This window comes from Sphingomonas sp. KRR8 (genome assembly GCF_023559245.1).
GTDB lineage: Bacteria > Pseudomonadota > Alphaproteobacteria > Sphingomonadales > Sphingomonadaceae > Sphingomicrobium.
Map to the genome: position 1 here is coordinate 1,303,096 of NZ_CP097462.1, position 23,366 is coordinate 1,326,461.

The 23,366-nt window shown below is 65.1% G+C and carries 24 protein-coding genes; 10 read left to right on the top strand and 14 right to left on the bottom strand.

Annotated elements, in window-relative coordinates; all coding sequences use genetic code 11:
* Nucleotides 1-19: 19 nt before the first annotated feature.
* The 3 genes from M8312_RS06530 to hrcA all read right to left on the bottom strand — a co-directional run bounded on the left by M8312_RS06530 (nucleotide 20) and on the right by hrcA (nucleotide 2,399).
* Complete coding sequence (locus tag M8312_RS06530) at nucleotides 20-655, bottom strand: PEPxxWA-CTERM sorting domain-containing protein (protein WP_250119563.1); 636 nt, start codon at nucleotides 653-655, stop codon at nucleotides 20-22.
* A gap of 185 nt (nucleotides 656-840) precedes the next feature.
* On the bottom strand, nucleotides 841-1,371 hold the full coding sequence (gene grpE / locus M8312_RS06535; RefSeq protein WP_250119564.1) for a nucleotide exchange factor GrpE: 531 nt from the start codon (nucleotides 1,369-1,371) through the stop codon (nucleotides 841-843).
* Nucleotides 1,368-2,399: a heat-inducible transcriptional repressor HrcA gene (gene hrcA, locus M8312_RS06540; protein ID WP_250119565.1), complete on the bottom strand. Its 1,032-nt coding sequence runs from the start codon at nucleotides 2,397-2,399 to the stop codon at nucleotides 1,368-1,370. The genes grpE and hrcA overlap by 4 nt, the downstream gene beginning before the upstream one ends.
* A gap of 71 nt (nucleotides 2,400-2,470) precedes the next feature.
* Here hrcA and rph point away from each other — a divergent pair, with 71 nt between their 5' ends.
* The 3 genes from rph to M8312_RS06555 are packed head-to-tail and all read left to right on the top strand — an operon-like array spanning nucleotide 2,471 to nucleotide 4,874.
* Entirely contained in the window at nucleotides 2,471-3,181 is a 711-nt protein-coding gene (gene rph / locus M8312_RS06545; protein WP_250119566.1) for a ribonuclease PH, read from the top strand.
* Nucleotides 3,178-3,783: an RdgB/HAM1 family non-canonical purine NTP pyrophosphatase gene (rdgB, locus tag M8312_RS06550; RefSeq protein ID WP_250119567.1), complete on the top strand. Its 606-nt coding sequence runs from the start codon at nucleotides 3,178-3,180 to the stop codon at nucleotides 3,781-3,783. The genes rph and rdgB overlap by 4 nt, the downstream gene beginning before the upstream one ends.
* Nucleotides 3,784-3,842: 59 nt before the next feature.
* The gene (locus tag M8312_RS06555) at nucleotides 3,843-4,874 is read left to right on the top strand and encodes a proline iminopeptidase-family hydrolase (protein WP_250119568.1); all 1,032 of its coding nucleotides are present in this window, start codon (nucleotides 3,843-3,845) and stop codon (nucleotides 4,872-4,874) included.
* Nucleotides 4,875-4,945: 71 nt separating this feature from the next.
* On the opposite strand, the gene M8312_RS06560 is transcribed toward M8312_RS06555, so the two are convergent.
* The gene (locus M8312_RS06560; RefSeq protein ID WP_250119569.1) at nucleotides 4,946-5,188 is read right to left on the bottom strand and encodes a hypothetical protein; all 243 of its coding nucleotides are present in this window, start codon (nucleotides 5,186-5,188) and stop codon (nucleotides 4,946-4,948) included.
* 186 nt (nucleotides 5,189-5,374) lie between these two features.
* Here M8312_RS06560 and M8312_RS06565 point away from each other — a divergent pair, with 186 nt between their 5' ends.
* A complete protein-coding gene (locus M8312_RS06565) occupies nucleotides 5,375-5,842 on the top strand; it encodes a helix-turn-helix domain-containing protein (protein ID WP_250119570.1) in 468 nt (155 codons plus the stop codon).
* A gap of 4 nt (nucleotides 5,843-5,846) precedes the next feature.
* Here the strand turns inward: M8312_RS06565 and M8312_RS06570 are convergent, their stop codons facing one another.
* Complete coding sequence (locus M8312_RS06570; protein ID WP_250119571.1) at nucleotides 5,847-6,449, bottom strand: CAP domain-containing protein; 603 nt, start codon at nucleotides 6,447-6,449, stop codon at nucleotides 5,847-5,849.
* Here M8312_RS06570 and hemW point away from each other — a divergent pair.
* Complete coding sequence (hemW, locus tag M8312_RS06575; RefSeq protein WP_250119572.1) at nucleotides 6,448-7,611, top strand: radical SAM family heme chaperone HemW; 1,164 nt, start codon at nucleotides 6,448-6,450, stop codon at nucleotides 7,609-7,611. The genes M8312_RS06570 and hemW overlap by 2 nt on opposite strands.
* A 3-nt stretch (nucleotides 7,612-7,614) precedes the next feature.
* Here the strand turns inward: hemW and M8312_RS06580 are convergent, their stop codons facing one another.
* From M8312_RS06580 to M8312_RS06595, 4 genes are all read right to left on the bottom strand, one after another.
* Nucleotides 7,615-7,944 carry a hypothetical protein gene (locus M8312_RS06580; protein WP_250119573.1) on the bottom strand — a complete coding sequence of 110 codons (330 nt, stop codon included), beginning with the start codon at nucleotides 7,942-7,944 and terminating at the stop codon, nucleotides 7,615-7,617.
* A gap of 99 nt (nucleotides 7,945-8,043) precedes the next feature.
* Nucleotides 8,044-8,733: an alternative oxidase gene (locus M8312_RS06585; protein WP_250119574.1), complete on the bottom strand. Its 690-nt coding sequence runs from the start codon at nucleotides 8,731-8,733 to the stop codon at nucleotides 8,044-8,046.
* Between the two features lie 155 nt (nucleotides 8,734-8,888).
* Nucleotides 8,889-9,710 carry an energy transducer TonB gene (locus M8312_RS06590; RefSeq protein ID WP_250119575.1) on the bottom strand — a complete coding sequence of 274 codons (822 nt, stop codon included), beginning with the start codon at nucleotides 9,708-9,710 and terminating at the stop codon, nucleotides 8,889-8,891.
* Between the two features lie 33 nt (nucleotides 9,711-9,743).
* The gene (locus tag M8312_RS06595; RefSeq protein ID WP_250119576.1) at nucleotides 9,744-13,247 is read right to left on the bottom strand and encodes a DUF4214 domain-containing protein; all 3,504 of its coding nucleotides are present in this window, start codon (nucleotides 13,245-13,247) and stop codon (nucleotides 9,744-9,746) included.
* A gap of 290 nt (nucleotides 13,248-13,537) precedes the next feature.
* On the opposite strand from M8312_RS06595, the gene uvrA reads away from it, so the two are divergent.
* Nucleotides 13,538-16,597: an excinuclease ABC subunit UvrA gene (gene uvrA / locus M8312_RS06600; RefSeq protein ID WP_250119577.1), complete on the top strand. Its 3,060-nt coding sequence runs from the start codon at nucleotides 13,538-13,540 to the stop codon at nucleotides 16,595-16,597.
* 3 nt (nucleotides 16,598-16,600) lie between these two features.
* Here the strand turns inward: uvrA and M8312_RS06605 are convergent, their stop codons facing one another.
* The gene (locus M8312_RS06605) at nucleotides 16,601-17,284 is read right to left on the bottom strand and encodes a class I SAM-dependent methyltransferase (protein WP_250119578.1); all 684 of its coding nucleotides are present in this window, start codon (nucleotides 17,282-17,284) and stop codon (nucleotides 16,601-16,603) included.
* A complete protein-coding gene (locus M8312_RS06610; protein WP_250119579.1) occupies nucleotides 17,268-18,062 on the bottom strand; it encodes a hypothetical protein in 795 nt (264 codons plus the stop codon). Before M8312_RS06610 ends, M8312_RS06605 begins: the two co-directional genes overlap by 17 nt.
* Nucleotides 18,063-18,447: 385 nt before the next feature.
* Between M8312_RS06610 and M8312_RS06615 the strand changes: the two genes are divergently transcribed.
* Entirely contained in the window at nucleotides 18,448-18,687 is a 240-nt protein-coding gene (locus tag M8312_RS06615; protein WP_250119580.1) for a hypothetical protein, read from the top strand.
* Between the two features lie 111 nt (nucleotides 18,688-18,798).
* Nucleotides 18,799-19,326 carry a hypothetical protein gene (locus M8312_RS06620; RefSeq protein WP_250119581.1) on the top strand — a complete coding sequence of 176 codons (528 nt, stop codon included), beginning with the start codon at nucleotides 18,799-18,801 and terminating at the stop codon, nucleotides 19,324-19,326.
* A 127-nt stretch (nucleotides 19,327-19,453) separates the two neighbouring features.
* On the opposite strand, the gene M8312_RS06625 is transcribed toward M8312_RS06620, so the two are convergent.
* Nucleotides 19,454-19,669: a hypothetical protein gene (locus tag M8312_RS06625; protein ID WP_250119582.1), complete on the bottom strand. Its 216-nt coding sequence runs from the start codon at nucleotides 19,667-19,669 to the stop codon at nucleotides 19,454-19,456.
* Between the two features lie 235 nt (nucleotides 19,670-19,904).
* On the opposite strand from M8312_RS06625, the gene M8312_RS06630 reads away from it, so the two are divergent.
* Nucleotides 19,905-20,843, top strand: a complete 939-nt coding sequence (locus M8312_RS06630; RefSeq protein WP_250119583.1) for a hypothetical protein — start codon at nucleotides 19,905-19,907, stop codon at nucleotides 20,841-20,843.
* A 9-nt stretch (nucleotides 20,844-20,852) separates the two neighbouring features.
* Here M8312_RS06630 and M8312_RS06635 read toward each other — a convergent pair whose 3' ends face one another.
* Entirely contained in the window at nucleotides 20,853-21,590 is a 738-nt protein-coding gene (locus M8312_RS06635) for a Bax inhibitor-1/YccA family protein (RefSeq protein ID WP_250119584.1), read from the bottom strand.
* A 132-nt stretch (nucleotides 21,591-21,722) separates the two neighbouring features.
* Here M8312_RS06635 and thpR point away from each other — a divergent pair, with 132 nt between their 5' ends.
* Nucleotides 21,723-22,277, top strand: a complete 555-nt coding sequence (gene thpR / locus M8312_RS06640) for an RNA 2',3'-cyclic phosphodiesterase (protein WP_250119585.1) — start codon at nucleotides 21,723-21,725, stop codon at nucleotides 22,275-22,277.
* On the opposite strand, the gene M8312_RS06645 is transcribed toward thpR, so the two are convergent.
* The gene (locus M8312_RS06645; protein WP_250119586.1) at nucleotides 22,244-23,332 is read right to left on the bottom strand and encodes a penicillin-binding protein activator; all 1,089 of its coding nucleotides are present in this window, start codon (nucleotides 23,330-23,332) and stop codon (nucleotides 22,244-22,246) included. The genes thpR and M8312_RS06645 overlap by 34 nt on opposite strands.
* Between the last annotated feature and the right edge of the window lie 34 nt (nucleotides 23,333-23,366).

Here is a 23,366-nt window from a genome sequence, read left to right on the forward strand (position 1 = left end):
TGGGGGACGCGAGGCTTGCTCAGGCCGCGGCGAGGGCCATTCGCCGCTGGCGGCGGATTGCTACGCCCGCCGCACCGAAGCCGAACAGCATCAGCGCCCAAGTGCTGGGCTCGGGGACCGCCGCAGCGGCGGTGATCGGATTGACCTGTGCCACACCAATCTGCGTGCCCGCCGCCAGGTTCAGCCCGAATACCGAGTTGAACGCACTGGCCGCTCCGCTGCTCAGCAGCAGTGTGTTACCCGAACCGAGATTGAACAAGGTGAGGTTGCTAGCCGCGCCGCCGTTCGCGCTGGCGTAGCCGTTAACGGTAAGCGCGCTCGTGTCGATTACGAAGTTGCCGATGTTGAGCAGCGCCCCCAACCCGTTGCTGAAGCTCAGCCCCGATCCGTCGTGAGAGATGAGCGCCGCGCCAGTCTGATCGTTGGTCGACCCGCCGGTGATCGGAAAGGTTGCGACCGGCAGGCCATCGCCATTGAGCGCCACAGTCGCCGTGCCGGTCGTGCCGACGGTCAGCCCTGCGGAGGTGAGCACCGGAGCCGAAGTGAGCGTGACCGATGTGGAGCCGCCGATGATGTTGGCCGCGGACGCCGGTGATGCGACCATGGCCGTGACTGCCAGCGCGGCAGTGGTAAAGAGCGAACGAAGTGTGGGCATGCCAATCTCCATGAGAAGAGGACGTGCCAATGATCCGCCGCAGCGGAGAGCACGCGTTAACCAAAAACATGGTCAACGCCTTCGTTCCGCTCGACAGAAAGCGCGAAAAACCGCTAAGTTGTTGAGCAATCAAGCAAAGTGCGACGGCTAGGGCTTTGGACCGTATCGGCTCGCTTACCGCCGGCTCAGCCCGCCTTCGCCACCGCCACCAGCGCCGGACGCAGCAGCCGGTCCTTGAGCATATAGCCCGCCTGCATCTCCTCGACGATCGTCCCGGGCTCGGCATCCGCCGAAGGCACCTCGATCATCGCCTGGTGCTTGTTGGGGTCGAGCGGCTGGCCCTTGGCATCGACCCGCACCACGCCGTGCCGGCCGAATACCGTGTCGAGCTCGCGCAGGGTCGCCTGGATGCCGTTCACGAAATTCTCGTCCGTGCCGACCGGCACATGGGCCAGCGCGCGGTCGAGGTGGTCACGCACCGCCAGCATGTCGCGGGCAAAGCCGGTCGAGGCATAGGCCGCCGCCTGGTCGCGCTCGCCTTCCAGCCGGCGGCGCACATTCTGCACTTCGGCGGCGGCATAGAGCGCCTTGTTCTTCGCCTCCTCGAGTTGCGCCTCGAGCTCGGCCACGCGGTCGTGCTCCTGCAGCTCGGGGGCATCGGCGGCGGTGTCGGCGCGCAGCTCGGCGGCCTCGTCGTGAAGCTTGTCGTCCATCATCCCATCAATCTCGTAAGTGCTTGTGCTGTGTAATCCACCATGGGCACCACCCGCGCATAGTTCAACCGGGTTGGCCCGATCACGCCCACGACTCCGACCACTTCGCCGGCCATGTCGCGATAGGGCGCGGCGATCACGCTCGACCCCGACAACGCGAACATGCGGTTCTCGGACCCGATAAAAATTCGGCACCCCTGCCCTTCGCGCGCGCTTTCCAGCAGCCGCACGATCTCCTGCCGGTCCTCCAGTTCCTCCAGCAGCCGCCGCACCCGGTCGAGGTCGGCGGCCGCGTGCTCGTCCAACAGCCGCGCCTGCCCGCGCACGATCAGAATCGGCCGCCGCGCGCTGTCCTCGCGCCACTCGGCCAGCCCCTGCGCCACCAGTTCGGCCGCCGCCGCGTCAATCGCCTGCCGCCGCTCGATCATCTCCTGCCGCAGCCGGCCTTCGGCTTCGCCCAAAGTCATCCCTGTGAGCCGCGCCGAGACGAAATTGCCGACCTCCGCCAGCGCCATCGCACTGGTGCCCGGCGGCAGGTCGATCACCCTGTTCTCGACGCTTCCGTCCGTTCCCACCAGCACCGCCAGCGCCTGGGCAGGTCCCAGGGGGACGAACGACAATTGCTTCAGCCGCGGCTCCAGCTTTGGCGCCACCACCACCCCGGCGCAGGCCGACAGCCCGGACAAGGCTGCCGTCGCATTGGCCAGCGCTTCCTCGATCGGCCGGTCGCGCAGCTGCGCCTCGATCGCCGCCCGTTCGTCGCGCCCGGGCAGGTGCGACTGCATGATCCCGTCGACGAACAGCCGCAACCCCGTCTCGGTCGGTATGCGCCCCGCGCTGGTATGCGGGTGGGTCAGCAGCCCCCTTTCCTCCAACTCCGCCAGCACCGAGCGGATGGAGGCCGACGACAAGTTCATCGACCCTGCGAGGATCTTCGATCCCACCGGCTGCCCGCGCTCCAGATAGGCCTCCACGACCAGCCCGAAGATCGAGCGCATCCGGTCGGTCAGTTCGGTGATGGGGAGCGACATGCCATTCATCTAGGATTGGCGGGCGACAGGGTCTAGGGAGCCGCCAAATCAGACCTCAAGGAGAATTGCCCATGCGCCCCAGCGGCCGCGCCCCCGACCAGATGCGTGAACTCCGGTTCGAGCCCGGCTTCACCAAGCATGCGGAAGGCTCCTGCCTGGTCAGTTTCGGGGACACCCGCGTGCTGGTCACTGCCAGCCTTGAGGAAAAGGTCCCGCCGTTCCTGCGCGGCAAGGGCCAGGGCTGGGTCACCGCCGAATATGGCATGCTCCCCCGCGCCACCCACACGCGCGGCGCGCGCGAGGCCGCCAAGGGCAAGCAGTCCGGCCGCACCCAGGAAATCCAGCGCCTGATCGGCCGCTCGCTTCGTGCGGTCACCGACATGAAGCTGCTGGGTGAGCGCCAGATCACGCTCGACTGCGACGTCATCCAGGCCGACGGCGGCACACGCACCGCGGCCATCTCGGGCGCGTGGGTGGCACTTCGCCTGGCCGTCGATGGCATCATGGGCCAGCTGACCGCCGACCCGATCAAGACCCAGGTCGCGGCGGTCAGCTGCGGCATCTACGAGGGCACGCCCGTCCTCGACCTCGACTATCGCGAGGATTCAAACGCCCACAGCGACGGCAATTTCGTCCTTACCGGCGACAACAACATCGTCGAAGCCCAGCTTACCGCCGAAGGCGCGCTGTTCGACGAGGAAGGCCTGCTCCGCCTAATGCGCCTCGCGCGCATCGGCTGCGCCCACATCTTCGAGGCCCAGCGCCAGGCGGTCGGCCGATGAAGGCGGTCGGCCCCAAGCTGGTCATCGCGACCCACAACAGCGGCAAGCTGCGCGAGATCCGCGAACTCCTTGCCCCCTTTGGCATCGAGTGCCTCGGCGCGGCCGAACTCGATCTGCCCGAGCCGGAGGAGACCGGTGTCACCTTCGTCGACAATGCCGAGCTGAAGGCCCGGGCCGCCGCCGACCTCACCGGCCTCCCCGCCCTGTCCGACGACAGCGGCCTCAGCGTCGACGCGCTGCATGGGGAGCCGGGCATCCACTCTGCCCGCTGGGCGGAGGATGAAAGCGGACGGCGGGACTTCGATCATGCGATGGAGAAGGTCGAAGCTGCGCTGCAGCAGGCCGGCCCCGACGCCGGCCGCGACGCCCACTTCACCTGCGTCCTCTCGCTCGCCTGGCCCGACGGCACGGTTGAAAGCTTCGAAGGCAAGGTCCTCGGCAGCCTGGTCTGGCCGCCGCGCGGGCAGAATGGCTTCGGCTACGACGCCATGTTCCTGCCCGTCGGCGGCGCGTTGACGTTTGGGGAGATGGATCCGGCCGCCAAGCACGCCATCAGTCACCGAGCCAAGGCATTCGAAAAGCTGGTCGCAGCGCTGGGCTAGAGGCCTCTTTCCACTCCCCGACGCCTGTGCCAGCCTCCTCCCAATCGCAGGAGGACGGCATGGCGAAGATGGGCTCAACGTTGATGATGGCGCTGGCGGCTTCGATCGCCGTCCCGGCCGGCGCTTCCGCGCCGCCTGCCACCCCTCCCGCCTCCTTTTACGACAACTCCGCCCATCCGGACGCGTGGAGCGGCGGTCAGCGTAAGCTCACCATCTCCACCCCGAAGGGACCGCATCAGGTCTGGATCAAGCGGGTCGGCAACAACCCGCGCCTCAAGCTGCTGCTGCTCACCGGCGGCCCCGGCCTCAGCCACGCCTACATGGACGTGTTCGACAGCTTCCTGCCGCAGGCCGGCGTCGAATATTACCACTACGACCAGCTCGAGACCGGCGACAGCGACCGGCCCGACGATCCCGACCTGTGGACCCTCGCCCGTTACGTCGATGAGGTAGATCAGGTCCGCCGGCAGATCGGCGGCAACAAGTCCAACTTCTGCCTGATCGGCCACAGCTGGGGCGGGCTGCTGGCCATGGAATATGCGCTGACCCACCAGTCCGACATGAAGTGCCTGGTCATCAGCAACATGATGGCCTCCATCCCCGCCTATAACCGCTACGCCACCGATGTTCTCGAACCCAGGATGGACCAGGCCGCCCTCCGGCAGATCCTGGTAATGGAGCGAGCCGGCCAGACCGAGCAGCCAGGCTACATGGCCCTGCTCATCCCCCATTGGTACGAACAGCACCTGCTGCGCCGCCCGGCCGCGCAGTGGCCGGTGACGCTCGACCTGGCGCAGAAGAACATGAACCGGCGCTTCTACGTCACCATGCAGGGGCCCAGCGAAATGGGCGCCAGCGGGCGGCTGGTGAACTGGGACCGATTCAATGACCTGAAGCGCATCACGGTCCCGACGCTGGTCATTTCCGGCAAGCATGACACGATGGACCCGGCCTACATGGCGGCGATGGCGAAGCGGCTACCCCACGGCACCCTGCTCGCCACCAATGGCAGTCACATGGCCATGTACGATGACCAGCAGACTTACTTCAGCGGGCTCACACGCTGGTTGAAGGCGCAGGCCGCCCGCTAGGAGGTCGACGATTCGCGGCGCTCGCCGCCGGCGGCACGGAACCAGCGGCAACCCGGAGTGACCCTGAGCGTCTAATAGGTCCGTTTTGAACCTCGGCGTCTCGCAGGTTGAGGCTCGGCCAACAGCTCGATGCACTCGCTGAGCTTGGCGCCGACCACACCCTCGTCGAGCTCCTCGTCGATGATCGTCAGGGCATCTCGCAGCATCGATAGCACGCGCTGGCGCGCACCGGCCCCGCCAGTGTCGTTGCCAGCGACCTTCTTGCCCAGCTGCCCCGCGTGTTCCGCGGCCTCATTGCCCACTCGCCCCATCATCACTGCTGGCTGCAGGAAAAGTGCCCGAAGTGAAACCGATATCCTTAGCGTTACGTCCAAAACGGATCCGATCGTCGGCCGCACATCCTTGAGCACAACGCCGCAGCCGATAGCGTGCCGAACAGCGAATGACGCCGCCCGCGGGCTACTGCCACGGTCGGTACAGCTGAGTGCAAGCGTAAACTCATGAGTGTTGAACAAGACGTCTATGCCTCCGAACTGCGCCGGATCAGGGACACGGTCGACCGCCTGCTGAACGAAGGGGCCGGCGGCGACCTGATCGAAGGCCTGGACAACACGCTCAGCAAGACGAGCCAGGACCTCAGCCGTGCGGTGAAGCGCATCCTGCGCTTCCGCGACCTAAGGAATGAGATGTTCGGCGGTCAGCTGTTCGCCGATCCCGCCTGGGACATGATGCTGGAAATCTTCATGTGCGACCTGACCCAGCAGCGTATTTCCGTCTCCGCCGCCTGCGCCGGAAGCCGGGTGCCAGCGACCACTGGCCTGCGCTGGGCCAAGCTGCTCGAACGGCGCGGCATCCTCACCCGCCGCAACGACCCGCTCGACAGCCGCCGGGTCCACCTATCCCTCAGCGAGGAAGCCTTCACCAAGATGCGGCTCCTGATGGAGCACCGCCTGGCCGGCCTGACTTGAGCTCCTAGCGCCCGCCCGCCAGCTGCACCGGTGCGCCGAGCCCCATCGCCAGCCCGTCCTTGTTGCCGGTGGGCGCGTAACGGCAGACCAAGTAATCGGTCGTGGCGCTCGAGGCCAAGGCGCAACCGATCTCGGTCGTGCTCGGCCACACGATCTGCGTCCAGTGCGCCACCGCTTCCCAGTCGCCGGTCGCGCTGACGTTCGGGAACACGCCGGGGCGGAATAGCTGACGCTCGTCGACCATGACGCCGACCATCACCGCATAATCGAACGCCCCGCGCGTCCCCTTCCACAGATTCTCGCCCATCAGCTTGCGCCGACCGGGCGTCGGGTCGTGACGGTAGATGCCGGTCGTCGCCATCTGCTCGGCATAGACCTTCGCCGCCGCCGCCAGCCCGTCGTTCCAGGTGACCGGCGCAACGCCGAAATCCGCCCGCGCCCGGTTGTGCAGGGCCAACGCCGCCGCCTTCAGCAGCGCGTCCCCGCGCCACGCCGGTTCGGGCCAGTTGGCACTCGGCCGCACCGGCGTGACCGGCACGTAAGTCGCGGCAGCCAGGCCCGTGCATGGCGCGGCAAGGAACAGCAGGCTAAGCGCGGCGCGGATCATGGCCTCCGCACTTTCGCCCCTCCCGGTTAACGAAGCCTCACCGCTCGCGCTCTACGTCCATTGGCCGTTCTGCGTCAGCAAATGCCCCTATTGTGACTTCAACAGCCATGTCCGCTCGTCCATCGACCAGCAGGCCTGGCGCGACGCCCTCCTCGCCGACCTCGCCTATGAGGCCGCGCTGCTCCCGGGCCGCTCCCTGGGCAGTATCTTCTTCGGCGGCGGCACCCCCTCGCTGATGGACCCCGCCACCGTTGCCGCCGTGATCGAGGCCGCCCAGCGCCACTGGCCCGCGACGTCCGACCTCGAGATCACCCTTGAGGCCAACCCCAGTTCGGTCGAGGCCGCCAACTTCGCCGACCTCGCCGCCGCCGGCGTCAACCGGGTCAGCCTCGGCCTCCAGTCGCTTGACGACGACGCCCTTCGCTTCCTCGGCCGCGCCCACGACACGAAGGAAGCGCTCGCCGCCCTCGACACCGCGCAGCGGCACTTCGGCCGGGTCAGCATCGATCTCATCTATGCGCTCCCCGGCCAGACCGCCGACCAGTGGCAGGCCATGCTCACCCGCGCTCTCGGCTTCGGCACTGGCCACCTCTCGCTCTACCAGCTGACGATTGAGCCCGGGACCAAGTTCGCCGCCCTCCACGCCGCCGGTCGCTTCACGCCGTTGGATGAGGACAGCGCCGCCGGCCTGTTCGAACTGACGGCGGAGATGACGGACGCCGCCAGCCGACCCGCCTACGAGATCAGCAACCACGCCGTCCCGGGACAGGAGAGCCGGCACAACCTCACTTACTGGCGCTATGGCGATTATGCCGGGATCGGTCCCGGAGCCCACGGCCGCCGCAACGGCCTTCGTACCGTGCGCCACAAGAAGCCGGAGAACTTCCTCGCCGCGCTCGCCCGGAACGGCCACGGCATGGTGGAGGAAGAGCCGCTCTCATCGGAAGAATCCGCGCACGAAGCGCTGGTGATGGGCCTGCGTCTCGCCGAAGGGATCGATCCCGCCGCGCTGCAGCGCCGCTTCGGCCGCCCGCTCATCGACGCCGCCGCTGCTTTCCGCCTGGCGCAGCTCCGGCTCCTCGATCAGTCGCCCGAGCGCCTGCGTGTCACTCCGGCCGGCCGCCTTGTCCTCGACCGGATCCTGGCCGAGGTCGCCGCCTGACGCTTACGGATTATGCGCCGCCCAATTGTTCTTGGCGGTCTCCATATAGTCATCGACCGCCATGTTGGCCCCTTCGGTCGCCGACTTGCGGGACGCCCCGTTGCGCATGTCGAAGCTGATCATCGCGTCGGTCAGCGCCTGCTGCTGCGCGGCGCACTGCGCGCGGACGAAGTCGGCGAACTTGTCAGCCGTCACCGCCGGCGGCTTGGCGGCCGCGACGGCGCTGGTGAGGCAACTGCGATAGGCCGCCCGGTTGCGATCGATCGCGGCTGTGTTGGGCGCCGCACCACCGGCCGGAGCAGCGGCAAAGGCAAGCAGAACAAGCGATAACATCGACTTCCTCCTCCCGTTACGGTCGCAGAATGACTCTTATGTGCCGCTTTGACCAGAGGGGCCGCAGCGCTTCCGCCACGGCCCTCCGGATCCTTTCGATCAGGCCGCTTTCTTCCAGTTCGGCACCAGCTCCACGTGCGGCGGGCAAGGCGCGACAGCACCGGCTTCCAGCCCATTCAGCTCATTGGCAAAGCCGTGGTTGACGTCGCGATGATGTGCCTCGTCGGCCCGCACCACCAGCACCACGTCGCGCAGGGTCGCGTCCTCCGGGAGGTTCCAATAGCGCTTGGCGATCGCCGGCGCCGGGACGTTGGGCGAGCGCCCCTCGTCGATCTCGGCAAGGTAGTGGGTGTAGCTGATCACCGCTTCTTCCTCGAAGTAGCCGACCACCCGGTGAGCGGTGCGCTGGCTGACCAGATAGAGCGCGAAGAAGAACAGGTAGAACACCCACTGGGCGCCGATGATCACCGCCCGCTCGAACCAGGTCGGCTGCGCCACCTCGATGAAGGTCATCAGGTGCATGCGCTCATTCTCCGCCTCGTCCATCAGCGTGCGGATCCAGCCCTTGTCGTCCTTCATCCGCCGCAGCGAATGGAGGTGGGTGATGGTCGCGCCGACCATCCCGGGCACCGCCGCGACCGTTTCCAGCACCACCGCGCGGTGACCGTAACGTTCCGCGAAGAAGGTATCGGCCGTCCACCGCAGCGCCTTGGTGAAGCCCAGCGCCACGCGGTCGGACAGGTTGGTCGGACGATGATGGATGGACAGGTCGATGAAGGGGGCGAGCATGACGATAACTCCGGGTTTGGCCAGCCATCCAAGTGGCTGTGAGGCCCAGATAGGCGCCGCCCGATCCGACTTCCTTACGCATTGTTCCCTAAGGAAAAATGCTAGTAGCCGCCGCCGCTTGTGCGGGGCCCTTCAGAGCCCGGACAGCTCGCGGATCAATGCTCTGGAGCGACCCACCTGACCCGGGCCGTGTCGATCACCGCCATCGGCCTTCCCGCCTTGTCCTTCGCCGGCGTGAACCGCACCCGCTCGTTGACGAAGCGGCAGGTCGCCCGGTCCAGGCTCGCGACGCCGCTGCTTCGCCGAAGCTGGCAGTCGCTCGCCTTGCCCCGCGTATCCACCCAGTAGCGCACCGATACTTCGCCCGACAGGCGGTCGCGCGCCGCATCGGGGGGATAGTCCCAGCTTCCCGTGCCCGGGCGCACTTCGCCTTGCGGCATGGTTCCTATCCTCGCCTGCTCGGCCCGGCTGAAACCCCAGCTGTCGAGCAGCCCGGCATTGCACTCGGCCAGCAGCGCGTTGATCCGGTCGATGGGCCCCAACGGCAGGGTCGCCGTCAGCGCGGTCGAGCGCAGCGTCAGCGGCTGCGCGCCGGACAGCGGCTGCGCCTCGCCGTGCTTGATCCTGTACCCGCCCAGGATCAGCGCCCCGCGCGCAAGTCCTGGGATGACGGACACGCGATCGTCCAGCTCGCGCCTGCCGACCGTCAGCTGGGCCTTGCGCCAGCCAAGCCCGACTTTCTCCCGGCTGTCGTCGATCCGGAAGGTCAGTCGCGCGCCCAGCCCGTTCGGGTCCGGCTCGATGGCGAACACCACAACCTGTCCCGCCACATCATACTGCCGCATCGCCAGGCAGCGCTGGTCACCGAAGTCGACCTGCCAGCCGCTGGTCGCCCGCGCGACCGGCGGTTCTTTCGCTCCCACGGCTGAGCTCATCACCACCGCGGCCGCTGCCAGCATGGACATCGCTACACGCATACTCTCTGTCCTCGTCACCAAACGCCGGCGGGATCAGATGATGCTGATCCCGTTGGTGATGTCGGCACCAAGCAGGACCATATGTTCCTGCGATTCAGAGAAGGCCAGCAGCAGGTCGCCGCGGCTCATTCCGGCATCCAGGCGCGCCGTCCAATAGTCGTGCCCGGCAGTGTCCGACCCGCGATCCAGCGTGTTGTGATACATGTACTCGACCATCTGACTGTTGCTGAGGCTGGCGGTCAGCCCGCTGAACTCGGGTGAAGCGGCAAAGCCATTCGCCACCTGCTGAAGGCTCAGTGTGCCGCTGTGGATGGCTTCGGACCAATAGATCAGGCCGCTCGCGTCCGGATGGCGATTGGCGAAACCGTCGTACAGTAAGGCCACCGCCTGATAGGTGTCGTCGGTGTTGAAGTAGCCCTTGTTGACGATATCGGCGGTCAGCGCCCGATGCTCCTGCGATTCCGAGAAGCCGATCAGCAGGTCGGCGCGGTCGGCTCCGGCCTGGAGCTGACCAACCCAATAGCTCTTGCCGGCGGCGTCCGACGGGCGCCCTAACGCGGACTGGTAGAGGAACTCGACATAATCCGCGTTGCTCAGGCTGCCGGTCCTCGCCTGGAATTCCGCACTCGCCAGGAACGCCGCGGCGACCTGCTTGAACGTCGTCCCATGATCCTCGACGGCATCGACCCATTGATCGAGACCGAGGGCGTCTGGCTGGCGGTGGAGCACCGTGTCGTACAGCCGCGTAATCTCGGCGGCGATGCCATCGGGATCGAAGATCAGCGTGCCGTCCTGGAACTGAACCCGCTCGATTCCGGTCAGCGCGTCGGTCCCGGTCTCGGGGCCGCCCGCCACCGTTCCCGAACCACTCTGATATTGCACGGCATAGGAGCGGAACAGCCCGGAGTAGATGGCGGTATCGAACCCGCTGCCGCCGTTCAGCGTGTCGCTCCCGGCGCCGCCGATCAGGGTGTCGTTGCCCTCGCCGCCTTCCAGACGATCGTTGCCCTGCTGTCCGCTGAGAACGTTGTTCTGGGCATTGCCGATCAGGACGTTGTCGAGTTCGTTGCCGGTGCCATAAGCGGCAAGGCTGCCGGTCAGCGTCAGCTGCTCGACATTGGCCGTCAGCTGATAGCTGATCGACGATTGAACAAGGTCGGTACCCTCGCCCGGCCGCTCCACCACCACGTCGCCGGCATTGTCCACGACGTAGGTGTCGTTACCTTGACCGCCGGCCATGGAGTCCGCGCCCGTTCCGCCGTCGAGCACGTTCGCGCCGGCATTTCCCGTCAACATGTTGTTGCCGGTGTTGCCGGTCGCATTGATGTTCGCGGTGCCGGTCAGCACCAGATTCTCGACGTTGGCGCTCAACGCATAGCTGACCGACGCCTGGATCGTATCGTTGCCTTCGCCGGCCAGTTCCCGAATCACGTCGCCGACATTGTCGACGACATAGGTATCGTCGCCCAGACCGCCGGTGAGCACGTTGTTTTGCGCGTTGCCGGTGATCACGTTGTTGAGGGCGTTACCGGTACCGTTGACCTGCGTTCCGCCCGACATGTTGAGATTTTCGACGTTGGACGGCAGCGTGTAGTCGATGGTCGCCCGGACCTCGTCGATGCCCTGGTCCGCAACTTCGGTGACGATATCGCCGGCGTTGTCGACGTCGTAGATGTCGTTGCCGGTGCCCCCGACCATGGTGTCCGCGCCGGCACCGCCGTGCAGGATGTCATCGCCGGCGCCGCCCGTCAGTTGATCGTTGCCGGCGCCGCCGTTCAGCACGTCGTTGCCGCCGCGTCCGTCGAAGATGACTCCGACCGTTCCGTCGTCACGATAAGCGTTCACGCTCAGCGTGTTGGCGTTATCGTCGCCGGAAACCGTGCTTGCGCTGCCAGCCGTCGTGACCACGACATTCTCGATGCCGGTGACGATGTAGCTCGCCGAACCACCCTGTGCCGTGTGCGCGGCCAGGTCGATGGTGAAGCCGGTGGCCGCGTAGAGAGTATCGTTTCCAGCCCCGCCGTCGATCACGCCGCTGGTCGCGGCACCGGTGCGGCTGGTGATGGAGAAGACGTCGTCACCCTCGTCGCCGCGAAGCACCATGTTGGGCCCGCCCTGCAACGTGTCGTTGCCCGCCCCGCCCCGCAATTCGAAGGTCGACATGTCGCTTGAGGGAAAGGCGACCGTGTCATTGGCGCTGCCGAGCTGCAGATGCTCGATACCGGTGACAGTATAGACGTTGCCGTAATAGCCGCTGCCCAGGGTGATGGTGAAGCCACCGGCTGCCACCTGGATCTGCGCTCCGGGAGCGCCGCTGAGGTTCAGCGTGTCATCACCTGACCCACCGTCGATGAGTGAGGTTGAATAATAATATCCCGACCCGGCGCCATTCCAGGTGAAGTTGATGAGATCATTACCCGATCCCGCCCGCACGAACGACGTGACTCCGGTCACGGAAATCGTGTCGTTCCCGGCGAAGCCGTAGACGAACGGGCTGGTGACGTCGGCGATGACATCGTCGCCCGAGGTTCCCGGAGACGAGACGATCTTGGTGAGATCCACCAGTTGCACACCGGAGGCCCCGATCACCGAAAGGTAATGGCCGTCGGGCGAGGTCGCCAATTCGTTGCCGTACCCGCTGTATCCGTAGGAGGACAGCGTCACGCTGGTGCTGTAGCTGCCGCTCAGGCTCCAGTCCGCCGTCGACAGCGCCAGGATCGTCCCCTCGGGCCGAAGCAGGTAAAGCTTCGTGCCATCGCTGCTGAAGGCAGCACCGATAACCCCGCCGATCTCGGGGTAAAGCGTGATGAGCGAGACCTGGCGGACGAGGCTTCGGTTGTAGACGTTCAGTCCGACGCCCTCGAAGACAAGGTTTCCGTCGGGCGAAATTGCTTGAACGCCGCTGTTGAAACCGGAAACATCGTCGGCATACAGGCCATGGCTGGCCGTCACACCGGTCCCCGATGTGTAGACGTAAACGGGCGCGTCCGAGATGTTGTGCGGCGAGAAGGCCACATAGCGGTCGTCCGGCGTGGAGTTCAGCGTTCCGTCTTGCGCGTAAGTGGCCGTGCCCCGCGTGAAGACACCGGTGCTGAAATCAAGGGTGGTGAGCGGCTCCCAACCCGAGCCCAGGAAGTTCTGGGACATGAGCACCGTGCCGTTTGCAAGATAGCTCACGTCATAGAAGGCGCCATCGTAGCCAGTGGCGTGATTGACGAAGGTTTCCGTGGCGCCAGTAACCGTATCGAGACGGTAGACGTTGTAATCAGCGGTGCGTGACCATTGGTCTCCCGACGTCGAAACCGCTGCTGTGCCAAGCGCAACGATGTAGCGCCCGTCGGCCGAGATATCGATGGCGCCGATGGGTCCACCGAGCCCCCAGGAAGCGAGGAAATTGCCGGTTGCGGTGCTGTAGACGGTGATCGAACTGCCGCTGGCAGTATAAAGGTAAGTCCCATCTGGCGAGAAGGCCGTGTCAGAGACGACATTGCTTCCCAGAATGCGCAGGGCGCCATCCGGCTGAGTTGATATAGGCACGCGTTACTCTCCCCCCGGTTCGTGAGGGGAACATGTTCCAAACTCAAATCGACATCAAGTTTAATACCTCCAGTTGTTTATCTTGGATCAACCAAGTCTGACCGAGGACGAGACAGTAACCCAGAGCGACACCTCGGAACGGACGCTGCGACGTTCGGATCGATCCGCCTTGCCAATCCGCGACTGATCCCCATCTCGTTTCCTCGCCTGGCGCCCGCGCTTGCCTCCAGAACGAAAACGGAACAAACTCACTCCATGCTGACTCATATCCTGAAGCATAGGCTTGCCGTATGCTGACCCACATCAGCGTTCGGGGCGCCAAGGAGCACAACCTCAAGAACGTCTCGGTCGACATCCCTCGCGACCAGTTGACGGTGATCACCGGCCTGTCGGGCTCGGGCAAGTCGAGCCTCGCGTTCGACACCATCTATGCCGAAGGGCAGCGGCGCTACGTCGAGTCGCTCTCCGCCTACGCGCGCCAGTTCCTCGAGATGATGCAGAAGCCGGACGTCGAGCATATCGACGGCCTCTCGCCCGCCATTTCGATCGAGCAGAAGACGACTTCGCGCAACCCGCGCTCGACGGTCGCCACCGTGACCGAGATCTACGACTATATGCGCCTGCTGTGGGCGCGGGTCGGCGTTCCTTACTCCCCCGCCACCGGCCTGCCGATCGAGGCGCAGCAGGTCAGCCAGATGGTCGACCGGGTGATGGCCATGCCCGAAGGCAGCCGCCATTACCTGCTCGCTCCCGTCGTGCGCGGGCGCAAGGGCGAGTATCGGAAAGAGCTCGCCGAGTGGCAGCGCGCCGGCTTCACCCGCGTCCGCATCGACGGCACCTTCTACGACATCGATGACGCGCCCGCGCTCGACAAGAAGTACAAGCATGATCTTGAGGTAGTGGTCGACCGCATCGTCGTGCGCGATGGCATTCAGACCCGCCTCGCCGACAGCTTCGAAACCGCGCTCAAGCTCGCCGAAGGCCTCGCCTTCCTCGATCCCGCCGACCCGCCGGCCGAGCCCGCGGGCACCGAGAATACCGGCGTTGCCGAAGCGCTGCACAAGGCTGCCGACCGCGCCGTGCTTGCCAGCAACGCTCCTCCAGGCCGCATTTGCTTCTCGGAAAAGTTCGCCTGCCCCGTCAGCGGCTTCACCATCGCCGAGATCGAGCCGCGCCTGTTCTCCTTCAACGCCCCCCAGGGCGCCTGCCCGGGCTGCGACGGCCTGGGTGAGAAGATGGAGTTCGACGAGGATCTGGTCGTCCCCAATCATGCCCTCAGCCTCGCCAAGGGCGCCGTCGTGCCCTGGGCCAAGTCGCAGCCGCCCTCACCTTATTACATGCAGGTGCTGGCCTCCCTCGCCCGCGCCTACGGCTTCGACCTGCAGACCCCGTGGGAGCAGCTCGCCGACGAGCACCGCCACGTCATCCTCCACGGCACCGGCGGCAAGCCCGTCGTCTTGAAGTTCATCGACGGCCGCAAGAGCTATGAGGTCAAGAAGCCGTTCGAAGGCGTTATCGGCAACTTGAACCGTCGCCTCCTCCAGACCGAAAGCGCCTGGATGAAGGAGGAGCTGTCCCGCTACCAGGCCTCGCACCCGTGCGAAGTCTGCCACGGCGCCCGCCTCAAGCCCGAAGCCTTGAGCGTCAAGATCGCCGGCGAGGACATCAGCCAAGCCGTCCGCCGCTCAGTCGCCGACGCCCACGCCTGGTTCGGCAGCCTCGAACCGAAGCTCACGCCGCAGCAGCAGGAAATCGCTCGCGCCATCCTCAAGGAGATCAACGAGCGCCTCGGCTTCCTCCACAATGTCGGGCTCGACTATCTCCACCTCGACCGGACCAGCGGCACCCTGTCGGGCGGCGAGAGCCAGCGCATCCGCCTCGCCTCCCAGATCGGCTCCGGCCTGTCCGGCGTCCTCTACGTCCTCGACGAGCCCTCGATCGGCCTTCACCAGAAGGACAACGACCGCCTGCTCGAGACCCTCCAGCGCCTGAAATCCCTCGGCAACACCGTGCTGGTGGTCGAGCATGACGAGGACGCCATCCGCACCGCCGACCATGTCATCGACATGGGCCCCGGCGCGGGCGTGCGCGGCGGCGACGTCATCTATTCGGGCGACCTCGCCGGCCTGCTGACCACTGAAGGCAGCCTCACCGCCGACTATCTCTCCGGCCGCCGCGCCATTCCGCTTCCGCCCAAGCGCCGCAAGGGCAACGGCAAGAAGCTCACCGTCCACAACGCCCAGGCCAACAACCTGCAGGGCGTCACCGCCTCGATTCCCCTCGGCACCTTCACCTGCGTGACCGGGGTCTCGGGCTCGGGCAAGTCGAGCTTCACCATCGACACCCTCTACGCCGCCGCCGCGCGCCACCTGAACGGCGCCCGCATCCTCGCGGGCAAGCACGACAAGGTCACCGGCCTCGACCAGCTCGACAAGGTCATCGACATCGACCAGTCGCCGATCGGCCGCACCCCGCGCTCCAACCCGGCCACCTACACCGGCGCCTTCACCCAGATCCGCGACTGGTTCGCCGGCCTCCCCGAAAGCCAGGAGCGCGGCTACAAGCCAGGGCGCTTCTCGTTCAACGTCAAGGGCGGCCGCTGCGAGGCGTGCACCGGCGACGGCCTCCTCAAGATCGAGATGCACTTCCTCCCCGACGTCTACGTCACCTGCGACGTCTGCCACGGCCAGCGCTACAACCGCGAAACGCTCGAGGTGAAGTTCAAGGGCAAGAGCATCGCCGACGTGCTCGACATGACGGTCGAGGACGCGGTCGAGTTCTTCAGGGCCGTCCCCGGCATCCGTGACAAGATGGCGATGCTGCAGGAAGTGGGCCTGGGCTACGTCAAGGTCGGCCAGCAGGCGACCACCTTGAGCGGCGGCGAGGCGCAGCGGGTCAAGCTCGCCAAGGAGCTCAGCCGCCGCGCCACCGGCAGCACCCTCTACATCCTCGACGAGCCCACCACCGGCCTCCATTTCGAGGACGTCCGCAAGCTCCTCGAAGTCCTCCACGCGCTGGTCGAGCAGGGCAACACCGTGGTGGTGATCGAGCACAACCTCGACGTCATCAAGACCGCCGACTGGATCCTCGACTTAGGACCCGACGGCGGCGTCAACGGCGGCGAGATCGTCGCGCAAGGTACGCCCGAGCAGGTGGTGCAGGAGGAGCGCAGCTTCACGGGGCACTATCTCAAGCCGCTGCTGGAGCGTGCGGTTCAGGTGAGCGCTCTTGCGAGCGCAGATAGCGAGTTGTTTGACGAGGAGAAATCAGCGGCAGCCAAGTTGAAGGTGCGGCGGAAGAAGGTTACGGGTGAAGTCGCAGAGGCTACTCATGAGGTGGCTGCGGAGTAAAGCTCAGCTTCGGTGCTTTCTGAAGACGAAGCACTCAAGCACGTACTTGTCACGGCTTAATTTGGGCGAGATTCGACCTCTAACTCCGTCTAAGGTTAGTCGTTGATGCAGATCGAGCGACAGCCCTGCCTCATTTGCAAGTTCTACTTGCTCGTCAAATGCCATTGTTAACGATGGGACAAGCAACTTCTCGCCGCTTCTTGTCAAGAATTCGGCATATTTCGTCTGCTCGTCATTTCGGAATGATACAGCCCATTCGTGATCCGGGAGCGTGATCAGATAACGCCCCCCTGATGCGAGTATCCGATGAACTTCGGTCATTGTTTCTAAATTGTTGTACGGATCACCTAGCGAGGAAACAATAGTGTCGAAGAATGAGTCGCGACAGGGAGTCTTGTGCGCATCTGAGATGAAATGATTTGATAGAAATGGGAACCAATGAGAAGAATACTCTAGCATCTCTCTGGATTTATCTTGAACTGTTAAGCCGAGAAGACTTCTCCCGTGCTCTTCCAATATTTCTGCAACGACAGAGCGACCTGCCCCTATTTCAAGTACGGTTTTAGACAAATGGAGGTGTGCACCTATAAATTTTCTGCTTAGCTGCCTAAAGTTATCACATGTTGGGTGGGCGTCCGGGTCGTAGTACTCGTGAGCCACAGCATCGTAATTAGCTATTGTGTTCATTGTTAACAAGTTCCGCTAAGTTGATGCCAATTTTTAGTTGGGAACTAAACCGCTCCAGTTCAAGTAGAGCATTTCCGAGTTCTACAACCTCTTGGATGGACTCACAGCGCGAAGAGAATGCTGCCGCCTGTTGATCATTACCAAATAAGTTCACCAATTCAGAGTCGAAGTAGATAAGGCCACGAGGTTTTTTAAAAATTTCGTCTTTCACCATGACGGCAATACAAGAGGGTTTTTTCTTAGCTTCCTGAGCTTCTCCTGGCGTCATGCTCCAATGCTCAATCAACTGTTGAGTTCGTTGGGCGCTCCCTTGAAACGCCGCCCCTACGCCGCGAGATGTAAAAGTTCTCCAAGCAAGCCCGATTATGCCGTACCTTGAGGAGAATCGTCGTCCTGCTTTCCGGCCACCTGCTGTGCTCGCTGGGTGAAAATACTCAGTCAACTGGTACAGAAAGTCCTGAAAAATTACGTCTGGTATATGGACTGTGAAACGTAATTGAGAAGCCGGTGGGATTGGCGTTTGGCCAAAGAACGAATTGATGATCGCCCAAGCGGCTGATTCAAGCCTATCCGCGATAAATAGTCCCTCAGAAAAAACCTTGATCTCGCTGTTGGTTTCTTTGATGAGACTTGTGAAAGTTTTTTCGGTGTCGCGTTTGATCCGGTCGAGTGTCGTCCTATCAAGTTCAACTTCAAAACCTGCGAATGCGAATCTTCGCACAAGCGGAGCGTCCCTGACTGCTCCCTTTATTTTCTCTATATTCCTGATCAACATCATCGCAGTGACTACGAGCGCTAATGGCCACGCCACACTTGCGAGCAGAGAAGCGAAATCCTTCCAGAACTGAGTAGAGCAGGTGCTCATAACGGTGATAGTCTTCGTCAGTGTTCTGGTAATAGGCCGACCCACAGCCAGAGTACTGCTCGATAGTGTGAGAAGACCCGCGGCGGCTATCGCTTGGCGGATCGTGACGAAGTCGGTGAATCGGCTCGTGCGCATACTGAGTTAATGGAGCATCGCGGGGAGGCAGCAAAGCTCTAGTTTGAGCGTTGTTGGGAACGTCTATCGGAGAACCGGATGGTGCATTCCGGCTGCCCGGCGCCTCACCCATACCGCCCAAAGCCCCAGCGGAACGCGTCCCGCACTTTCCCGTTCTTCCCCCATGGCCTTCACCCAGCTTGATCCGCCCATGCCCGTCCATGTCCTCGACCGCGGGAGCGGGATGGCGTTTGCGGTGATCGACTATGGGCCCGAGTTCGACCTCCTCTGGGTTACCGGCATGGACGAGGGCGGCGAGGTGTGGTGCGTCCCCAACCCGCAGGTCCGGCTCCAGGCCAACTGGTCGATGGGCCGCAAGAAAGCCGCCGGCAAAGTCCCCAACCTCGCCGCCGTCGTAGGCTAGGCGCTGCCTGTCCATCATTGCGAGCGAAGCGCCGCAATCCAGTGCCTTCCTCTCATTAGCTTGAACGAGGATGAACTCGACGCCTTCGCCGTCGGCTTCTAGCCTCACTTCATGCAAGAGGCTCTCCGGCAACGACTCATCGAGACCCTGCTGGGTAAGCCGCTCGTCGGCAACGCGTTCCGGGGAACGCTCGTCGAAGCCATTGTGGCCGAGGCGCTGGAGCCCGAGTGGCGCTGGTGCGCGGAAGGGTGGGCCTCATTCGACTTCGTCGCCGCCGACGGAACTGGCCTCGAGGTAAAGCAGTCGGCGGCACGACAGGACTGGCACGACGACCGCTCCCGCCCCTGCATCGGCAGGTTCGATATCGCCTCACGGACCGGGCGCTGGGAAGGCGCAACGTGGGTGGATGCCCCCGGTCGCGCCGCCGCGCTCTACGTCTTCGCCCACCATCCCGTGTTCGATCCGGCCATTGCCGACCACCGCGAGCCCGAGCAGTGGCGGTTCTATGTCGTGCCGGCCTCGCTGCTGCCCCATCAACGCTCGCTCGGCCTCACCGGTGTGCGGGCGCTCGCCGCCGCAACCTCCTTTGCAGAACTGCGGACCGTGGTTGCTGCGGTAAAAGCGACCTTGCGGAGGTGAGGAGCCGCCACGGAGTAAATCCGTGAGGGTCGATCACGCTGGGCGTGCCGCCCACCTGTCGGCCGGTCTGCGGCGTCTCTCGGCCAAGCTCACGGTTGCTGCGCAACCGCTCCATTGCCCTCGGCGCCTAGACGGGCGGCAACACCGTCACCCGCGCCCCCTTCCCCCCGCACCGCCCGCAGCGCAGGCGCGCTTCGGCGGCTTCGAAGCCGCAGACGCCGAGCAGCTGCACCACCTGCGCCCCGTTCAGCGTCCGCGCCGCGGCGCAGTGCGGGCAGTCGATTCGGATGGCGGCGTTGAAGCGGACCAGGTCGGCGGTGGTGCGGATGTGCTTGGCGGACATGACCGCTGCATAACGCGTGGGGAACAGAGCGGGAACATGGGCGTCAGCGAAAGCTGTGGAGAAAGGAAGGAAGGGCCGTCACGGAATAAATCCGTGACGTCAGTCGGCCCGCCGCTCTTGCGGCGGCCGCTGGCCGGTTCGCGGCCTCTCTTCGCGCTGCCTCCCGATTGCTTCGCAATCGCTCGGCTGCGCTCGGGGCCTTGAACAATAGGACTTCCCTTGCTCCACACTCGCAATGGCTAAGCGACATCAACCGGGCGATTATTACTGGGATCCGAAGCAGCAGGCACTCATGGAAGTGCAGCCGGACGGGAGCGTCAGCCCGCTCCGTTCGTGGATGGAGCGGATGTTCGATCCCGACGACTCCGACCATCACCCGATCGAGACTCCGGAGGAGCTCGCCGCCTGGCGTCCCGACGGTCCTGACGAGCACAAGCGCGAGACGCTGTGCGACCGGGAGGACCGGCTCCATCCCAAGCTGCTCGACCGCGACGAGGAGGACCGCGCGCGGCTCGCCGCCGAGGTGCCGGCCGACCAGAGGGAGGACGGCTGGACGCTGGCCCGGCGCGAGCTGTTCCTGGAGCGGTTGGCCGACACCTGCTCGGTGCTGGAGGCCGCCGCCTCCGTCGGCCTGTCGCGGCAGTCGGCGCGCAAGCTCTACCGCCGCGCCCCCGCCTTCCGCGCCGCCTGGGACGCAGCGCTTCAGGAATCCGTCTCCGTGCTGGCCGAGACCGCCTTTCACCGCGCCCGCTTCGGGACGGAGACGGAGGTCTACCATAACGGCCAGGTCGTCGGGCATCGCACCGTTCATCACGACCGGCTGCTGATGTACCTGCTGCGCGTGCGCGATCCGTTGAACTACGCGCCGATCGACGAGGTGGAGCGCTGGCAGAAGCAGCGCGCCCTGCCCGCCCGCGCTCGCCCGGTCAGCACGCTCGAGGCCGCGCCCGTGCCGGCGCCGGCCGCGCTGGAAGGGCCGAACCAGGGAAACTTGGAAACTTGCGGGGGCCCTGCACCCTCGAACCAGGGAAACTTGGAAACTTCTGAGGCCGCTACACACCCGCACCAGGGAAACATGGAAACTTCGCCCGCATCCGTTCGCGCCGTGCCCGACACGAAAAAGGGCCCGGCGGATCGCTCCGCCGGGCCCTTCTGTCCGTCCGAACGTCGGTGAGACGGCGCCTTAGCGGCGATCGCCCATGAAGCTCAGCAGGAACTGGAACATGTTGATGAAGTCCAGGTAGAGCGTCAGCGCGCCCATGATGGCCGTCTTGCCCATCATGTCGGTGCCCGCCACGTAGGCGTACATGCTCTTGATCTTCTGCGTGTCGTAGGCGGTCAGGCCCGCGAACAGCAGCACGCCGACGGCGCTGATGACCATGCTCAGCGCGTCGGAGCGGATGAACATGTTGAGCAGCATGACGACAATCAGGCCGACCACGCCCATGATCAGGAAGGTGCCGAAGGCCGACAGGTCCTTCTTGGTCGAATAGCCCCACAGGCTCAGGCTCATGAAGGCGATCGCGGTGGCGAAGAAGGTCTGGGCGATGCTGGTGCCGCTGTAGATCAGCGGGATGACCGACATCGACACGCCCATCACGGCGGCAAAGGCCCAGAAGAAGGCCTGCGCCCCGCCGGTGGACATGCGCTGCATCCGGACGCCCATGACCATGATCATGATCAGCGGCGCGAACAGGACCACCCAGCGGAGGATTCCGCCGTTGAAGAAGATTCCCTCGGCGATGCCGCTGGCGGCAAGCGCGTAGGCGACGATGCCCGTGAGCAGCACGCCCGAGGCCATGTAGTTGTAGACGCTCAGCATGTAGGACCGCAGGCCCACGTCGCGGGCGGCGCGCGGAACACCTACCGAAACGGCAGGCTGCGCGGCGGTCGTCGTGCGCGGGTCAGACCAGTTCGACATTTTCTCTCCTTTTCCGGGGGGCCTCGACGACACTCCCCGAGCAGATTGCTATATCGGGCTTTGCTCGTCCCGCTTCAAGCGAAACCGGTGACCCGTAGCGGAACAGGGCGTTACAAGCAGGCCATGCACCGAATGTTCGTCGCCCTGACCCCGCCCGCCGCCATCCGCGACGAGGCGCTCGACCTGATGGACGACGGCCTCCCGGTCCGCTGGCAGGACGAGGAACAGCTCCACGTCACCCTCCGCTTCATCGGCGAGGTGGAGCGACCCGTGGCGGAGGATCTGGCGGCAGCATTAGCGCGCTTCCAATTCTCGGCGTTCGAACTCGCGCTGGCCGGCGTCGGCCGCTTCGCCCGTCGGCGCGGAGGGGCGCTGTGGGCGGCCGTCGCACCGAAGGAGCCGCTCCGGGTGCTGGCCGGGCGGCTGGACCGGCTGTGCCAGGGCATCGGCCTCGCACCCGAGCATCGCGCCTACCACCCGCATCTGACGCTCGCCCGCTGGACCGGCGCAGAGCCGCCGTCGGTCAGCGCCTCGGTCGAGCGTCACTCAGAGCTTACCACTCCCCCGTGGACCGTCGATCGCGTAACTCTGTTCGAAAGTCATTTGACCCGGGTGGGCGCCAGCTATGAAGCCGTGCTGGAGGTCCCGGCGGATCAGAAATGGCCGGGGGCCGCGGAAACGACCTGACTGCCGGCCGCGGTCACTTGGCGCACTTCCAACCCGCGCTCGGCGACACCCCCCCGAGTGAAGCGAAACACGCCGTCGACACCAAGAAAACCCTCGTCGTCGCGCAGGCTCTGCAGCGGGAAGCGTCGGCCCGGCTCCCACTGCCGGGCCGCCCGGACCGTCAGCAGAACGCTGTCATAACCAAGGCTGGCGAGGCGCGGTGGAACCTGTCCGAAGCGGCCCCTGTAGCGGGCGGCGAATTGCTGAAAGCGAGTGTCGGACGGCGCCGCATAGAGCGCTCCCCGCAGCCGCGCGACCCGGCCAAGCTGGCGCTCGCTGGCCCACAGGTCGGGACCAAGAATGCGCCGCCCCGAGGGCACGAGCGGGGCCAGTGCCGCCGCCACCTCTCCATCATCAAGGATCAGCACCGCATCGTAGCCACCATCGTTCAGCCGCCGCAGCCCCGCCCGCGCCTGGGCCAGGCTGCTGTAGCGGATGAGCCCGGTCAGCCGACCTCCGCTCTTAGCCACGCTTCGCTCAAGTCCTTCGCTGGCGCGCTCGCCATAGGTTGACTGAGGTGCCAGCGCGGCGAAGCGGCTGGCGCCCTGACGGCGGGCCTCCGCGATGACTCGCGTGACTGCCTGCGAGGGCACGAAGCCGAGGATGTACGTTCCGCTACCCGCGACCGTCTCGTCATTGCTATAGGCAAGCAGGGGCACCCCGGCTGACCTGGCAAGCGGCGCAACCGCGCGTACTTGCTCACCCAGCAGTGGCCCGAGGATAAGTCCCGCGCCACCCGCCAGCGCTCGCTGAGCGGCGGAAGAGGCCCCTGCTTCGGCGGTATTGTAGGTGGTGAGTTCAACCGCGTCGCTGCCGCTGTCGACGAGCGCCAGCCGCGCGGCGTTTGCAATCCCTTGCCCAACGGCGGCATCGGCCCCGCTGGTCGGAACCAGCACCGCGACCCGGTTGCGCGCAATTCCGGTCGGCGGCTGACCCGGCCTGGTGGACGTACTCGTTGAACAGGCCGCTAGCACCAGCGCGGCCAGCGACGATGTCAGCAAGGCGCGGCGGACCATCGAGGCTTGCCGGGGTTGCCGCCATGGGCTCGAG

Excerpts from the sequence above, each read along its gene's own strand:
- M8312_RS06645 (WP_250119586.1), bottom strand. The coding sequence starts at position 23,332 with ATGGTCCGCCGCGCCTTGCTGACATCGTCGCTGGCCGCGCTGGTGCTA.
- M8312_RS06610 (WP_250119579.1), bottom strand. The coding sequence starts at position 18,062 with ATGATGTTGATCAGGAATATAGAGAAAATAAAGGGAGCAGTCAGGGAC.
- M8312_RS06620 (WP_250119581.1), top strand. The coding sequence starts at position 18,799 with ATGCAAGAGGCTCTCCGGCAACGACTCATCGAGACCCTGCTGGGTAAG.
- M8312_RS06615 (WP_250119580.1), top strand. The coding sequence starts at position 18,448 with ATGGCCTTCACCCAGCTTGATCCGCCCATGCCCGTCCATGTCCTCGAC.
- M8312_RS06590 (WP_250119575.1), bottom strand. The coding sequence starts at position 9,710 with ATGCGTGTAGCGATGTCCATGCTGGCAGCGGCCGCGGTGGTGATGAGC.
- M8312_RS06625 (WP_250119582.1), bottom strand. The coding sequence starts at position 19,669 with ATGTCCGCCAAGCACATCCGCACCACCGCCGACCTGGTCCGCTTCAAC.
- M8312_RS06580 (WP_250119573.1), bottom strand. The coding sequence starts at position 7,944 with ATGTTATCGCTTGTTCTGCTTGCCTTTGCCGCTGCTCCGGCCGGTGGT.
- M8312_RS06530 (WP_250119563.1), bottom strand. The coding sequence starts at position 655 with ATGCCCACACTTCGTTCGCTCTTTACCACTGCCGCGCTGGCAGTCACG.
- M8312_RS06565 (WP_250119570.1), top strand. The coding sequence starts at position 5,375 with ATGAGTGTTGAACAAGACGTCTATGCCTCCGAACTGCGCCGGATCAGG.
- M8312_RS06555 (WP_250119568.1), top strand. The coding sequence starts at position 3,843 with ATGGCGAAGATGGGCTCAACGTTGATGATGGCGCTGGCGGCTTCGATC.
- hrcA (WP_250119565.1), bottom strand. The coding sequence starts at position 2,399 with ATGTCGCTCCCCATCACCGAACTGACCGACCGGATGCGCTCGATCTTC.
- rdgB (WP_250119567.1), top strand. The coding sequence starts at position 3,178 with ATGAAGGCGGTCGGCCCCAAGCTGGTCATCGCGACCCACAACAGCGGC.
- uvrA (WP_250119577.1), top strand. The coding sequence starts at position 13,538 with ATGCTGACCCACATCAGCGTTCGGGGCGCCAAGGAGCACAACCTCAAG.
- rph (WP_250119566.1), top strand. The coding sequence starts at position 2,471 with ATGCGCCCCAGCGGCCGCGCCCCCGACCAGATGCGTGAACTCCGGTTC.
- hemW (WP_250119572.1), top strand. The coding sequence starts at position 6,448 with ATGGCCTCCGCACTTTCGCCCCTCCCGGTTAACGAAGCCTCACCGCTC.
- M8312_RS06630 (WP_250119583.1), top strand. The coding sequence starts at position 19,905 with ATGGCTAAGCGACATCAACCGGGCGATTATTACTGGGATCCGAAGCAG.
- M8312_RS06635 (WP_250119584.1), bottom strand. The coding sequence starts at position 21,590 with ATGTCGAACTGGTCTGACCCGCGCACGACGACCGCCGCGCAGCCTGCC.
- grpE (WP_250119564.1), bottom strand. The coding sequence starts at position 1,371 with ATGATGGACGACAAGCTTCACGACGAGGCCGCCGAGCTGCGCGCCGAC.
- thpR (WP_250119585.1), top strand. The coding sequence starts at position 21,723 with ATGTTCGTCGCCCTGACCCCGCCCGCCGCCATCCGCGACGAGGCGCTC.
- M8312_RS06560 (WP_250119569.1), bottom strand. The coding sequence starts at position 5,188 with ATGATGGGGCGAGTGGGCAATGAGGCCGCGGAACACGCGGGGCAGCTG.
- M8312_RS06585 (WP_250119574.1), bottom strand. The coding sequence starts at position 8,733 with ATGCTCGCCCCCTTCATCGACCTGTCCATCCATCATCGTCCGACCAAC.
- M8312_RS06605 (WP_250119578.1), bottom strand. The coding sequence starts at position 17,284 with ATGAACACAATAGCTAATTACGATGCTGTGGCTCACGAGTACTACGAC.
- M8312_RS06570 (WP_250119571.1), bottom strand. The coding sequence starts at position 6,449 with ATGATCCGCGCCGCGCTTAGCCTGCTGTTCCTTGCCGCGCCATGCACG.